Origin of the sequence: Streptomyces sp. NPDC005794 (assembly GCF_042871445.1) — a bacterium.
Classification (GTDB): Bacteria; Actinomycetota; Actinomycetes; order Streptomycetales; family Streptomycetaceae; genus Streptomyces.
The window spans coordinates 194,485-208,288 of the sequence record NZ_JBIAIN010000010.1; the positions used below are offsets into that span (position 1 = coordinate 194,485).

At 72.1% G+C, this 13,804-nt stretch carries 13 protein-coding genes; 10 read left to right on the forward strand and 3 right to left on the reverse strand.

Annotated features, from left to right (window positions below):
* Positions 1 to 28 precede the first annotated feature (28 nt).
* The 8 genes from ACFYQ5_RS18440 (at position 29) to ACFYQ5_RS18475 (ending at position 10,253) form a co-directional block, all read left to right on the forward strand.
* On the forward strand, positions 29 to 835 hold the full coding sequence (locus ACFYQ5_RS18440) for a TIGR03084 family metal-binding protein (RefSeq protein WP_389198597.1): 807 nt from the start codon (positions 29 to 31) through the stop codon (positions 833 to 835).
* The gene (locus tag ACFYQ5_RS18445; protein ID WP_389198598.1) at positions 832 to 2,535 is read left to right on the forward strand and encodes an acyclic terpene utilization AtuA family protein; all 1,704 of its coding nucleotides are present in this window, start codon (positions 832 to 834) and stop codon (positions 2,533 to 2,535) included. The genes ACFYQ5_RS18440 and ACFYQ5_RS18445 overlap by 4 nt, the downstream gene beginning before the upstream one ends.
* Positions 2,532 to 4,127, forward strand: coding sequence for an acyl-CoA carboxylase subunit beta (locus ACFYQ5_RS18450; protein WP_389198600.1), 1,596 nt, complete (start codon positions 2,532 to 2,534; stop codon positions 4,125 to 4,127). Before ACFYQ5_RS18445 ends, ACFYQ5_RS18450 begins: the two co-directional genes overlap by 4 nt.
* Before the next feature lie 8 nt (positions 4,128 to 4,135).
* Entirely contained in the window at positions 4,136 to 6,136 is a 2,001-nt protein-coding gene (locus tag ACFYQ5_RS18455; RefSeq protein ID WP_389198602.1) for a biotin carboxylase N-terminal domain-containing protein, read from the forward strand.
* Positions 6,133 to 7,296 carry an acyl-CoA dehydrogenase family protein gene (locus ACFYQ5_RS18460; protein ID WP_389198604.1) on the forward strand — a complete coding sequence of 388 codons (1,164 nt, stop codon included), beginning with the start codon at positions 6,133 to 6,135 and terminating at the stop codon, positions 7,294 to 7,296. Before ACFYQ5_RS18455 ends, ACFYQ5_RS18460 begins: the two co-directional genes overlap by 4 nt.
* An 82-nt stretch (positions 7,297 to 7,378) precedes the next feature.
* A complete protein-coding gene (locus tag ACFYQ5_RS18465) occupies positions 7,379 to 8,956 on the forward strand; it encodes a 4-coumarate--CoA ligase family protein (protein ID WP_389198605.1) in 1,578 nt (525 codons plus the stop codon).
* A complete protein-coding gene (locus tag ACFYQ5_RS18470) occupies positions 8,953 to 9,687 on the forward strand; it encodes an enoyl-CoA hydratase family protein (RefSeq protein WP_389198607.1) in 735 nt (244 codons plus the stop codon). The genes ACFYQ5_RS18465 and ACFYQ5_RS18470 overlap by 4 nt, the downstream gene beginning before the upstream one ends.
* Positions 9,675 to 10,253, forward strand: a complete 579-nt coding sequence (locus tag ACFYQ5_RS18475) for a TetR/AcrR family transcriptional regulator (protein ID WP_389198609.1) — start codon at positions 9,675 to 9,677, stop codon at positions 10,251 to 10,253. The genes ACFYQ5_RS18470 and ACFYQ5_RS18475 overlap by 13 nt, the downstream gene beginning before the upstream one ends.
* Positions 10,254 to 10,264: 11 nt before the next feature.
* Here ACFYQ5_RS18475 and ACFYQ5_RS18480 read toward each other — a convergent pair whose 3' ends face one another.
* Positions 10,265 to 10,630 (reverse strand): YybH family protein, encoded by a 366-nt coding sequence (locus tag ACFYQ5_RS18480; RefSeq protein WP_389198611.1) that lies wholly within the window; start codon positions 10,628 to 10,630, stop codon positions 10,265 to 10,267.
* 94 nt (positions 10,631 to 10,724) lie between these two features.
* Here ACFYQ5_RS18480 and ACFYQ5_RS18485 point away from each other — a divergent pair, with 94 nt between their 5' ends.
* On the forward strand, positions 10,725 to 11,657 hold the full coding sequence (locus ACFYQ5_RS18485; protein ID WP_389198612.1) for a LysR family transcriptional regulator: 933 nt from the start codon (positions 10,725 to 10,727) through the stop codon (positions 11,655 to 11,657).
* A gap of 70 nt (positions 11,658 to 11,727) precedes the next feature.
* Positions 11,728 to 12,663, forward strand: a complete 936-nt coding sequence (locus tag ACFYQ5_RS18490) for an STM4015 family protein (protein ID WP_389198749.1) — start codon at positions 11,728 to 11,730, stop codon at positions 12,661 to 12,663.
* A gap of 69 nt (positions 12,664 to 12,732) precedes the next feature.
* Here the strand turns inward: ACFYQ5_RS18490 and ACFYQ5_RS18495 are convergent, their stop codons facing one another.
* The gene (locus ACFYQ5_RS18495; protein WP_389198614.1) at positions 12,733 to 12,957 is read right to left on the reverse strand and encodes a DUF397 domain-containing protein; all 225 of its coding nucleotides are present in this window, start codon (positions 12,955 to 12,957) and stop codon (positions 12,733 to 12,735) included.
* Complete coding sequence (locus ACFYQ5_RS18500; protein ID WP_389198615.1) at positions 12,944 to 13,768, reverse strand: Scr1 family TA system antitoxin-like transcriptional regulator; 825 nt, start codon at positions 13,766 to 13,768, stop codon at positions 12,944 to 12,946. The genes ACFYQ5_RS18495 and ACFYQ5_RS18500 overlap by 14 nt, the downstream gene beginning before the upstream one ends.
* Positions 13,769 to 13,804: the final 36 nt, after the last annotated feature.

The following is a 13,804-nucleotide window of genomic DNA, read 5'->3' on the forward strand; positions in this document are numbered from 1 at the left end:
CACCGCCACGCCCCGAGGGGAGCGCACCGTGCCCGACGCATCGGCCGTGACCGCCGCCGTGCTCGACGACATGCGTGAGGAGAGCGACGAACTCGATCTGCTGGTGGCGGGGCTGAGCGCACCCGAATGGGCGGCGCCGACCCCCGCCGAAGGCTGGACCGTCGCCCACCAGATCGCCCACCTCAACTGGACCGACGAGGTGGCCCTGGTCGCCGCCACCGAGCCCGACGCCTTCGCCGTCGAGGTCGAGAAGGCGCTGGCCGCCCCGGAGACCTTCGTCGGCGACGCGGCCCAGGAAGCCGTCACCGCCCTGACCCCCGAAGCCCTGCTCGTGGAGTGGCGGGAAGGACGGGCCCGGCTCCAGGAGGCCCTCCGGGCGGCCCCCGCAGGGGCGAAGCTGCCCTGGTACGGCCCGCCGATGAGCGTCGCCTCGATGGCGAGCGCGCGGCTCATGGAGACCTGGGCCCACGGCCAGGACGTCGCCGACGCGCTCGGCGTGACGAGGAAGCCGACCGCCCGGCTGCGGCACGTGGCCAGGATCGGCGTACGGGCCCGGGACTACGCCTACTTCGTACGCGGGCTCCAACCGCCCGCCGAGCAGTTCCGGGTGGAACTGCTCGCCGAGGACGGCGAGTCGCACACCTACGGCCCCGAGGGCGCGGCCCAGCGGGTCACCGGGCCACTCCTCGACTTCTGCCTGCTCGTCACCCAGCGCGCCCACCGTGACGACCTCACCGTCGAGGCGGTCGGCGCGGACGCCGGGCAGTGGCTGGACATCGCGCAGGCCTTCGCCGGCCCCGCCGGACCGGGGCGTCCTCGGCAGGCGGACAGGTGACCCGGCCCCTGCGCATCGGCAACGCGTCCGGCTTCTACGGCGACCGCTTCGACGCCGTGCGCGACATGCTCACCGACGGCCCGCTGGACGTCCTGACCGGCGACTACCTCGCCGAGCTCACCATGCTGATCCTCGGCCGGAGCCGCCTCAAGGACCCGAAGCGCGGGTACGCCTCGACGTTCCTGCGGCAGCTGGAGGAGAACCTCGGGCTCGCCCACGAGCGGGGCGTGAAGATCGTCGCCAACGCCGGCGGGCTGAACCCGGCCGGACTCGCCGACGCCGTACGCGAACTGGCGGACCGGACCGGCGTACCCGTGCGCGTCGCGCACGTCGAGGGCGACGGCCGCCCCGTGCCGGACGGCTTCCTCACCGCCAACGCCTACCTCGGCGGCGGGGGCGTCGCCGCCTGTCTGCGCGCCGGGGCCGACATCGTCGTCACCGGCCGGGTCACCGACGCCGCCCTCGTCACCGGGCCCGCCGCCGCCCACTTCGGCTGGAGGCCGGACGACCACGACGCCCTCGCCGGTGCCGTCGTCGCCGGACACGTCCTGGAGTGCGGCACCCAGGCCACCGGCGGCAACTACGCCTTCTTCGGCGACCACGACGTCCGCCGCCCCGGCTTCCCGCTCGCCGAGATCCACGAGGACGGCAGCAGCGTCATCACCAAGCACGACGGCACGGGCGGCGTCGTCGACCTCGGCACCGTCACCGCACAGCTGCTGTACGAGACCGGCGGTGCCCGCTACGCCGGACCCGACGTCACCGCCCGGCTCGACACCGTGACGCTGACCCAGGACGGGACGGACCGGGTGCGGATCAGCGGGGTACGCGGCGAGGCACCGCCGCCCACGCTGAAGGTGGGGCTCAACCGGCTCGGCGGGTGGCGCAACGAGGTCGTCTTCGTGCTGACGGGGCTCGACATCGAGGCCAAGGCCCGGCTCGTGCGGGACCAGTTCGCCGACGCCCTCGACCGTGCCGGAACGAAACCCGCAGAGGTGCGGTGGGAGCTCGTCCGCACCGACCGGGCCGACGCCGCCACCGAGGAGACCGCGAGCGCGCTGCTCCGGCTCGTCGTGCGCGACCCGGACGCGGAGGCGGTCGGCCGCGCCGTGTCCGGGGCGGCCGTCGAGCTGGCCCTCGGCAGCTACCCGGGCTTCCATGTGACCGCCCCGCCCGGGAAGGGCGCGCCGTACGGGGTGTTCGAGGCCGCGTACGTGCCGGCCGAGGACGTCGCCCATGTCGCGGTGCTGCCCGACGGGTCGCGCGAGGTGATCCCGGTGGCCGGCCCGTACCGCGAGCTCGACGAGGTGCCGGAACCGGACCTGCCCGAGCCGCTGCCGGCCGGGCCCACCCGTACCGCACCCCTAGGGTACGTGGCGGGCGCCCGCAGCGGTGACAAGGGCGGGGACGCCAACGTCGGGGTGTGGGTCCGCACGGACGACGCCTGGCGGTGGCTGGCCCATGAGCTGACCGTCCGGCGGTTCCAGGAACTGCTGCCGGAGACCGCCGGGCTCATCGTCGTACGCCATGTCCTGCCCCGGCTGCGGGCGCTCAACTTCGTCGTCCACGGCCTCCTCGGTGAGGGGGTGGCCGCCCAGGCGCGCTTCGATCCGCAGGCCAAGGCCGTGGGGGAGTGGCTGCGGTCCCGGCACGTCACCGTCCCCGTACAGCTGCTGGACGAACCGGAGGTGAACGCGTGACCGTCCTGCCCACCGCGCTCGACACCGCGGGGCCCGAGTACGCCGCCCACCGCGCGGCGATGCTCGCCAAGCTCGCCGAGCTGGACGCCGAGCACGCCGAGGCCCTGGCGGGCGGCGGCGAGAAGTACGTGGCACGGCACCGGAAGCGCGGCAAGCTCCTCGCCCGCGAACGGATCGAGCTGCTCGTCGACCCGGACACGCCGTTCCTGGAGCTGTCCCCGCTCGCCGCCTGGGGCAGCGACTACGCGGTCGGCGCCTCGCTGGTCACCGGGATCGGGGTCGTCGAGGGCGTCGAATGCCTGATCACCGCCAACGACCCGACCGTACGCGGCGGCGCCTCCAACCCCTGGACCCTGAAGAAGGCCCTGCGCGCCAACGAGATCGCCTTCGCCAACCGGCTCCCGTGCGTCAGCCTCGTCGAGTCCGGGGGAGCGGACCTGCCCTCGCAGAAGGAGATCTTCATCCCCGGCGGGGCGCTGTTCCGCGACCTCACCCGCCTGTCCGCCGCCGGAATCCCCACCGTGGCCGTGGTGTTCGGCAACTCCACGGCCGGCGGCGCGTACGTCCCCGGGATGTCCGACCACACCGTGATGATCAAGGAGCGGTCCAAGGTCTTCCTCGGCGGACCGCCCCTGGTCAAGATGGCCACCGGCGAGGAGAGCGACGACGAATCGCTCGGCGGCGCCGAGATGCACGCCCGCACCTCCGGCCTCGCCGACCACTACGCCGTCGACGAGCACGACGCGCTGCGCCAGGCCCGCCGGATTGTCGCCCGGCTCAACTGGCGCAAGGCGCACGCGGATCCGGTCCCCGCCGAGCCGCCGAAGTACGACCAGGACGAACTGATCGGGATCGTGCCCGGCGACCTCAAGGTCCCCTTCGACCCCCGCGAGGTCATCGCCCGGCTCGTCGACGGCTCGGACTTCGACGCCTTCAAGCCGCTCTACGGGACCAGCCTGGTCACCGGCTGGGCGCGCCTGCACGGCTACCCGGTCGGCATCCTCGCCAACGCCCAGGGGGTGCTGTTCAGCGAGGAGTCGCAGAAGGCCGCCCAGTTCATCCAGCTCGCCAACCAGCGCGACATCCCGCTGCTCTTCCTGCACAACACCACCGGCTACATGGTCGGCAAGGAGTACGAACAGGGCGGCATCATCAAGCACGGCGCGATGATGATCAACGCGGTGTCGAACTCCCGGGTCCCGCACCTGTCCGTGCTGATGGGCGCCTCCTACGGCGCCGGCCACTACGGCATGTGCGGCCGGGCCTACGACCCCCGCTTCCTCTTCGCCTGGCCCAGCAGCAAGTCCGCCGTCATGGGCCCCCAGCAGCTCGCGGGCGTCCTCTCGATCGTCGCCCGCGCCTCCTCCGCCGCCAAGGGGCTGCCCTACGACGACGAGGCCGACGCCGGTCTGCGCGCCATGGTGGAACAGCAGATCGAGTCGGAGTCGCTGCCGATGTTCCTCTCGGGGCGGCTGTACGACGACGGGGTCATCGACCCGCGCGACACCAGGACCGTCCTCGGGATGTGCCTGTCAGCGATCCATACGGCACCGGTCGAAGGCGCGCGGGGCTTCGGCGTCTTCCGGATGTGAGGGAACGGATGATCACCGCACTGCTCGTCGCCAACCGGGGCGAGATCGCCTGCCGGATCTTCCGCACCTGCCGTGAGCTGGGCATCGCCACCGTCGCCGTGTACTCCGACGCGGATGCCGACGCCCTGCACGTACGGGAGGCCGACACCGCCGTACGTCTGCCGGGGGCCGCGCCGGCCGACACGTATCTGCGCGGCGACCGCGTCGTCGCCGCCGCGCTCGCCGCGGGCGCCGACGCCGTGCACCCGGGGTACGGCTTCCTCTCGGAGAACGCCGGGTTCGCCCGGGCCGTGCAGGACGCCGGGCTCGTCTGGGTGGGGCCGCCGGTCAAGGCCATCGAGCTGATGGCGTCCAAGACCCGGGCCAAGGAGCTGATGGCCGCCGCCGATGTGCCGCTGCTCGCCCCGGTCGATCCGGGGAGCGCCACCGCCGCCGATCTGCCCCTGCTGCTGAAGGCGGCGGCGGGCGGCGGCGGGCGCGGGATGCGGATCGTCCGTGAACTCGCCGCGCTGACCGTGGAGTTGACCGCCGCCTCCGCCGAGGCCGCCTCCGCCTTCGGGGACGGCGAGGTCTTCGCCGAGCCGTACGTCGAGCGCGGCCGGCACGTCGAGGTCCAGATCATGGCGGACGGGCAGGGCACGGTGTGGGCGCTCGGCACCCGCGACTGCTCGCTCCAGCGCCGCCACCAGAAGGTCATCGAGGAGGCCCCGGCCCCGGGCCTCGACGACGCGCTGCGGCAGCGGCTGCACGACGCGGCGGTCGCCGCCGCGCAGGCGGTGGGCTACCGGGGCGCGGGGACCGTCGAGTTCCTCGTATCGGCCGAGGGCCGCCCGTACTTCCTGGAGATGAACACCCGCCTCCAGGTCGAACACCCCGTCACCGAGGCGGTGTTCGGCCTCGACCTCGTCGCGCTGCAACTACGTGTCGCGGAAGGCGGGCCACTGCCCGCGTCCACGCCCCCGCCGCCCGGCGGACACGCCGTCGAGGCCCGGCTGTACGCCGAGGACCCGGCCCGGGACTGGCAGCCGCAGACCGGAGCACTGCTCACGCTCCAGGTGCCCGACGGACCCGGCGTCCGCCTCGACACCGGCTACACCGGCGGCGACACCGTCGGGGTGCACTACGACCCGATGCTCGCCAAGGTCATCGCCCACGCCCCCACCCGCACCGAAGCCGTCCGGCTCCTGGCGCGCGCCCTGGAACGCGCCCGTATCCACGGCCCGGTCACCAACCGGGAACTGCTCGTACGCTCCCTGCGCCACCCGGACTTCGTCGCGGGGCGCCTCGACACCGGTTTCTACGACCGGCATCTGGCCGCCCTGACGGCGACCGGCACTCCCGGCGAGGACTCCGCGCGCCGGCGCGCCGCCACCGCCGCCGCGCTCGCCGCGGCCTCGGGCGCGGCCGCCGGCAGCGGTTCGGGGCCCGTCCGCTTCGGCGCCTGGCGCAACCTCGCCTCGCAGCCGCAGACCAGGCGCTACCGCGGTGAGCCCGACGGCACCGAGCACGAGATCGCCTACCGCACCGGCCGGGACGGCATCCCCGCACCCGAAACCGGCGAGCGGGTCCTCGCCGCCGGCCCCGGTGCGGTCACCCTCGAAACCGGCGGTGTGACCCGGCACTTCGCGGTCACCACCCACGGCGACCGGGTCCATGTGGACACCGCCGCCGGCTCGTACACCTTCACCGCCCTGCCCCGCTTCACCGACCCCGCCGAACGCACCGAACCCGGCTCCCTGCTCGCCCCCATGCCCGGCACGGTCGTCCGCCTCGCGGACGGGCTCGCGCCGGGTGCGGCCGTCGAGGCCGGGCAGCCCCTGATCTGGCTGGAGGCGATGAAGATGGAGCACCGCATCCTCGCTCCCGCCTCCGGCACCCTCACCGCGCTGCACGCCGCCCCCGGACTCCAGGTCGAGGTCGGCGCGCTGCTCGCCGTCGTACAGGACGCACCCGTGCAGGACCCCGCGTCCGCGCACGCATCCGCGCACCAGGAGGAGACGACCCCGTGAGCACCGTCCTCGAAACCGAAGAGCACAAGGCCCTCCGCGCCGCCGTCGCCGCCCTCGGCAAGCGCTTCGGCCGCGCGTACAGCACCGACCTGGCCCGCAGGGGCGAGCACCCCCGCGAGCTGTGGGAAGAGGCGGGCAAGCTGGGTTACCTCGGGGTCAACCTGCCCGAGGAGTACGGCGGCGGGGGCGCCGGCATGGCCGAACTCTCCATCGTCCTGGAGGAGCTGGGCGCCGCCGGCAGCCCCCTCCTCATGCTCGTCGTCTCCCCGGCGATCTGCGGCACCGTCATCGCCCGTTTCGGTACCGAGGCCCAGAAGCGGACCTGGCTCCCGGGCCTCTCCGACGGCTCCCTGACCATGTCGTTCGGGATCACCGAGCCGGACGCCGGCTCCAACTCGCACCGCATCACCACCACCGCCCGCCGCGACGGCGGGGACTGGCTCCTCAGCGGCCGCAAGGTCTTCATCTCCGGCGTCGACATCTCCGACGCCACCCTGGTCGTCGGACGCACCGAGGACGCCCGCTCCGGCAGCCTCAAGCCCTGCCTCTTCATCGTCCCCGGCGACGCCCCGGGCTTCACCCGCACCCAGATCGACATGGAACTCCAAGCGGCCGAGAAACAGTTCGAGCTGGTCCTCGACGACGTACGGCTGCCCGCCGACGCGCTCGTGGGCGACGAGGACGCGGGGCTGCTCCAGCTCTTCGCCGGACTCAACCCGGAACGCATCATGGGCGCCGCCTTCTCCATCGGCATGGGCCGCTACGCCGTCGAACGGGCCGTGGACTACGCGAAGACCCGCACCGTCTGGAAGGGCGCCCCCATCGGCGCGCACCAGGCCATCGCGCACCCGCTCGCCCAGGCGCACATCGAGCTGGAACTCTCCCGGCTGATGATGCAGAAGGCCGCGAAGCTCTATGACGACGGCGACGACACAGGCGCGGGCGAGGCCGCCAACATGGCGAAGTACGCCGCCGCCGAAGCCTGCGTCAGGGCCGTCGACCAGGCCGTCCACACGCTCGGCGGCAACGGCCTCACCCGCGAGTACGGGCTGGCCTCCCTCATCACGGCCGCCCGTGTCTCCCGTATCGCGCCCGTCAGCCGGGAGATGATCCTGAACTACGTCTCCCACCAGACCCTGGGCCTGCCGAAGTCGTACTGACGTCCTCGGTCACGTCGCAGGTCTCCCCACCCGCCCCGGCAGGGGCGATTCCGGCTCTCCACCCGCGTCGAAGGGGACCGCCATGGTGTTCCACAGCGAGTACGCAGACGTCCCGCCCCTCGAAACACCCATCCACGAAGCGGTCCTCGGCAACGCCGCGGACTTCGGTGACACCCCCGCCCTGATCGACGGGACCAACGGGACGACCGTCACGTACGGCCAGCTCGACACCTTCCACCGGCGCATCGCCGCCCACCTCGCCGCCGCGGGTCTGCGCAAGGGCGACGTCCTCGCCCTGCACAGCCCGAACACCATCGCCTACCCGCCCGTCTTCTACGGGGCGACCCGGGCGGGCGCCACCGTCACCACCATCCACCCGCTCGCCACCGCCGAGGAGTTCGCCAAGCAGCTCAAGGACTCCGAAGCCCGCTGGATCGTCACGGTGTCCCCGCTCCTCGACGTCGCCCGCCGGGCCGCCGCACTCGCGGGCGGCATCGAGGACATCTACGTCTGCGACCAGGCCGAGGGGCACACCTCCGTCCTCGACATGCTGGGTTCCACCGCCCCCGAACCCGACATCGCCTTCGACCCGGGCCAGGACATCGCCGTACTCCCGTACTCCTCGGGGACCACCGGCACCCCCAAGGGCGTCATGCTCACCCACCGCTCCATCGCCACCAACCTGGAACAGCTGCGGCCCTTCGTCCCGCTGGGGGAACATGACCGCATCCTGGCCGTGCTGCCGTTCTTCCACATCTACGGCCTGACCGCGCTCATGAACGGGCCGCTGCGCTACGGCGCCACGGTCGTCGTCCTGCCCCGCTTCGACCTCACCCAGTTCCTCGAGACGATCCAGACCCACCGCATCACCGGCCTGTACGTCGCCCCGCCCATCGTGCTGGCCCTCGCGAAGCACCCGCTCGTCGGTGACTACGACCTCTCGTCGCTGGAGTACATCGTCAGCGCCGCCGCCCCTCTGGACGCCGAACTCGCCGCCGCCTGCTCCCACCGGCTCGGCGTGCCCGCCGTACGGCAGGCGTACGGCATGACGGAACTCTCTCCCGGCACCCATGTCGTCCCCCTCGCGGCGGAGAACCCGCCGCCGGGCACGGTGGGCAAGCTGCTGCCCGGCACCGAGATGCGGATCGTCTCGCTCACCGACCCCGGCATCGACGTCGGCACCGGTACCGACGGCGAGATCCTCATCCGGGGCCCCCAGGTGATGAAGGGCTACCTCGGCCGCCCGGACGCCACCGCCGCGATGATCGACGAGGACGGCTGGCTGCACACCGGGGACGTCGGCCGGGTCGACAGGGACGGCTGGCTGTACGTCGTCGACCGGGTCAAGGAACTCATCAAGTACAAGGGCTACCAGGTCGCCCCCGCCGACCTGGAGGCCCTCCTCCTCACCCACCCCGACATCGCGGACGCCGCCGTCATCGGGGTGTACGACGCCGACGGCAACGAGGTGCCCAAGGCCTACGTGGTCCGGGGCCCCGGCGCCGGAGACCTCACGGAGGAGGACGTCATCGCACACGTCGCCGACCGGGTCTCCCCGTACAAGAAGGTCAGACGGGCGGAGTTCATCGAGGCCGTACCGCGCGCGGTGTCCGGCAAGATCCTGCGGCGCGAGCTGCGCGACCGGGAGAAGCCGCGATGACCCTGGCACCCCGGACCCGCGAGCGGGGCATCGTCACGCTCACTCTCGACTCCCCGGCCAACCGCAACGCCCTGAGCGCACGACTCGTCGGTGAGCTCGCGGAGGCCCTCGACGCCTGCGCGGCCGACGACGCCGTACGGGCCGTGATCCTCACCCACACGGGCAACACGTTCTGCGCGGGCGCCGACCTCACCGCACCGCCGGATCCGCACGACCTCGTCGCCCTCATGCGGAGCATCGTCGCCCTGCCCAAACCCGTCGTCGCCCGGGTCACCGGACACGTCCGGGCCGGCGGCCTCGGGCTGCTCGGGGCGTGCGACATCTCCGTCGCGGGCCCCGAGTCCTCCTTCGCCCTCACCGAGTCCCGCCTGGGCCTCGCCCCCGCCGTGATCTCCCTGCCACTGCTGCCCCGCCTCGACCCACGCGCCGCAGGCCGCTACTACCTCACCGGGGAACGCTTCGACGCGGCGGAAGCGGCCCGCACCGGGTTCGTCACCCTGGCCGCCGAGGACGTGGACAAGGCGCTCGTACCGGTACTGGACGGACTGCGCAGAGCGTCACCCCAGGGGCTGGCCGCATCGAAGGAGCTGGCCACGGCTACTGTGCTGCGGAGTTTCGACCAGTACGCCGAAGACCTCGTCGCCCGCTCCACAGCGCTCTTCGCCTCCGACGCAGCACGGGAGGGGATGACGGCCTTCCTGGAACGACGGGATCCCGCATGGGTGCTGTGACGTCCCCGAAGCAGGACAGGAGCCGCGCCACCCGGCAACGGCTCCTGGCCTCGGCGGTCGCCTGCCTCGCCGAACGCGGCTGGGCGGGCTCCACCGTCTCCGTCGTCGCCGAACACGCCGGGGTCTCGCGCGGCGCCGCCCAGCACCACTTCCCGACCCGGGAGGACCTGTTCACCGGCGCCGTCGAATACGTCGCCGAGGAACGCTCCGCCGCCCTGCGCGCCCTGCCCGTCCAGGGCCGTGCCGAGGTCGTCGCCGCGCTCGTCGACCTGTACACCGGGCCGCTCTTCCGCGCCGCGCTCCAGCTCTGGGTCGCCGCGTCGAACGAAGCCCAGCTCCGGCCCCGCGTCACCGAACTCGAAGCGCGCGTGGGCCGAGAGACCCACCGCATCGCCGTCGAACTCCTCGGCGCCGACGAGACCCGCCCCGGGGTACGCGAGACGGTGCAGGGCCTCCTCGACATGGCCCGGGGCCTCGGTCTCGCCAACCTGCTGACCGACGACACCGCCCGCCGGGGCAGGGTCGTGGCGCAGTGGGCGGCCCTGCTGGACGAGGCCCTGGGCTGATCCGGCCCTGTTCAGTGTCCGGGCCGGGTGAACTCGGGCTGGTCGAGCACCCGCAGCCAGCTTCCGTCGGGCTGCCGCCGGACCACCTGGGCGCGGGCTCCCGCCCCGTCCTTCGGCGGGGTCGAGGTCAGGGCGATGTCGCCGCTGACCAGAGTCGGCAGGGGCTGCTCCGGTTCGAAGTGCGGGCGGGTGGCCAGCACCTTCTCCCAGAGCAAGCGGATCGCCTCCCGTCCCGCCGTCACCTCGCCGGGCGGGTAGGCCAGCACCGCCTGCTCCTCATAGAGCGCGGCGACCCCGGCCGCGTCGCCGGCGTTGGACCGCTCGACGAACAGGCGGGTGATGTCCTCGGGACGCAAAGCCTTCTCGTACTCGGGCATGGTTCCTCCTGGTCCGGTTCCTGTCCTTCCAGCGTGGCCAGACGCCGTGCAGAAGTCCAACAGATGGTTCTGATGGAAACTAGAATCTGTGGTCATGGACCTGAGGCAGCTGGAGTACTTCGTCGCCGTCGCCGAGGAGCGGAACTTCACCAGGGCGGCCGAGCGGGTGCACATCAGCCAGTCCGGTGTCAGTGCCCAGATCCGCCGGCTGGAACGTGAGCTCGGCGCAGAGCTGTTCGACCGCTCGTCACGCACCGTCGCCCTCACCGTCGCCGGAAAGGCCGCGCTCGAACACGCCCGCGCCGCGCTGGCCGCAGCCGCGTCGGTGGGCCAGGCGGTGGGCGAGGTGACCGAGCTGATCCGTGGCCGGCTCACCGTCGGGATGGTCATCGGCTGCACGGTCACCCCACTGTTCGACGCCCTCGCCGCGTTCCACCGGGCACACCCGGGGGTCGAGATCTCGCTGCTGGAGGGCAACTCCGACCGGCTGGTCGAGGGGGTGCGCGACGGTGCCGTCGATCTGGCCCTGATCGGGACCGCCGCACCCACCCCCGAAGGGCTGGACGCCCTGACGATCATCAGCGAGCGGCTCGTCGCAGCCGTTCCGGACGGGGATCCCCTCGCGCACCGACAGCGGGTCACACTCCGCGATCTGACGGCCCGGTCCCTCATCTGCATGCCACCCGGAACCGGCCTGCGTACGCTCCTCGACCGTGCCTGCGCTGCCCAGGGCCTCCAGCCCGTGATCGCGCTGCAGGCCAGTGCGGCGGACGCCGTCGCGGACCTCGCCGCCCGTGGGCTCGGGGTCGCCGTCCTCAGCGCGTCGATGGCCGCGAGCCACGGCGACCGGCTCACCGCTCGCCTGATCGACGACGTCGAGACACCGGCGCTGCTCGCGCTGGTGTGGAGGAGCACGGACAATCCGGCTCTCCGTGAACTGATCGTGCACAGCCGGCAGGCGTTCACCGCGCCTCCGGAAGGCGGGGGCACCGACAGCGAGGGGGGCGTGCCGGCGGCCGGCACGTGAGCGGCGATGTCGTCACCGACTGGTAGAACAACGGGAGTTGTCGCCGTTACGCCACCGAAGGACACCTGTGATCGATCATGTGGAGCACCTCCACGGCCTGCCCGCTTTTACTTTCCCGCAGTTCACCCACGGCGCACGCCTGCCCGCCGCCGACGCCGCGGCCTGGCGTATCGAGATCGACATGGACAGCGCCGAGGAGCCGGACGTCTACTGGGAGCGCTTCCTCGCGACCATGCCGGCCGAGGACGTACGCGCGCTGATCGTGGGCTACCCCTGGTACACCGAGGGCATGGACGGCATGGACGGCATGAACGAATGGGTGGCCGAGGCGAACTCCCGGCTCGTCAACCTGGAAGCGCTGTTCCTCGGCGACGTCGTCTCCGAACAGTCCGAGCTCTCCTGGATGGAGCAGTCCGACGTCACCACCGTCCTGAAGGCCTACCCCCGGCTCCGTGAGCTGGCGGTGCGGGGCAGCTCCGGCCTGGAGTTCCCGGCCGTGCGCCACGAGGAACTGCGCACCCTGCGTTTCGAGTGCGGTGGACTGTCCGCCGAGGTGGTGCGCGGTGTCCTGGCCTCCGACCTGCCGGCCCTGGAGCACCTGGAACTGTGGCTGGGCGAGGAGTACTACGGCTGTGACACGACCCTGGAGGACCTCGCGCCGCTGCTGGAGGGCACGCGCTTCCCCGCGCTGCGGCACCTGGGGCTGCAGAACAGCACCTTCCAGGACGAGATAGCCGCCGCCGTGGCACACGCCCCCGTCGTCGCCCGCCTCGAATCGCTCAGCCTGTCGTTGGGGACGCTCGGCGACGTCGGGGCGGAGGCGCTGCTGAACGGGCAGCCGCTCACCCACCTGCGCTCGCTCGACCTGCACCACCACTACCTGAGCGACGCCATGACGCTGCGGATCCGAGAGGCTTTCGAGCCTGCGGGAGTAAGCGTCGACCTGTCCGAGCGGGAGGACGACGAGGACGACAGCGGCGCGCGCTACGTCGCCGTCTCCGAATGAATCCGCTCGAGGTGCTGAGCCTGCTGCGCGATCCGGCCCTGCGGGCGGGGTTCCTCGGCTGAGCGGTTGTCAGGCGCCGAGTGCGCCGCTCCTGACGGCCGAGACGAAGGTCGACCAGCTTTCCGCAGCCATCACCACGGCCGGCCCATGGGCGATCTTGCTGTCCCGTACGGGGACGGCGCCGTAGCCGCGGGCAACCTCAAGGCATTCGCCCTGGTCCCCGCCGCTGTAGCTGGATTTGTGCCATCCACCGAGGGTGGAGGCGTCGGCGACAGTGTGTTCACTGCTGACCATGTTCGTGTTCCTCCGCTGCGGCCCGGACCAGGGCCAGTGAGTCATCTTGCGACAACGCGTCGCTCAGCGAAAGAGCGTAGGCCGTGTGGCTGGCGGTCACCAGTGCAGGATCGTCCATCAAGTGGCCTGTCTTGAATCCTTCGACGTAAGCCACGGGTGGGGAGTCAGCGAAGCTGAGCAAAGTGACCAGGCTCTGGAGCAGGGCGTGTGCCCCGACCTCGAACGGAACGATGTGGAGCCGAATACGCCCAGCTTCGGCCATGCTCGCAATGCTTCGCAGCTGTTCTGCCATGACGGATGGCCCGCCGATACGCCGACGGAGCGCAGCCTCGTCGAGCAGTGTCCACACGACCGGGTTCAACGGGCTGTCGAGGACTTGAGCACGCTCCTTTCGAATGACGACATCTCTGTCAAGTTCCTCGTTCCGGTGGTTCGGCCGGTAGGCGCGGAAGAGCGCCCGCGCGTAACTGTCCGTTTGTAGGAGGCCGGGCATAAGCGTGAGGCCGAACTGCCGGATCTCAACCGCCTGCCGTTCCAGTTCGGCCACCGCCGCGAAGTGGTCGACGAACTTCGTGTCCAGATCCTCCAGCCACCGGGCGAAGAACCCGTCCGTGGCCAGGGCCCGGTCGATCCGCTGGGCGTCGTCCGGGTTCGGCAGCCGGCGGCCGGCCTCGAAGTGGCTGATGAGCGTCGGCGAGCACACGATCTGCTCGCTCAGCCCCTCCTGGGTCAGCCCGGCCGTCGTGCGCCTGAGCCGCAACTCCTCGCCGTACTTCATCCGTGCCGTGCGCGGCCTGTGGTGCGACGCCATGCGACCAACTCCCCGGGATGACAGGCGCGCTGTCAT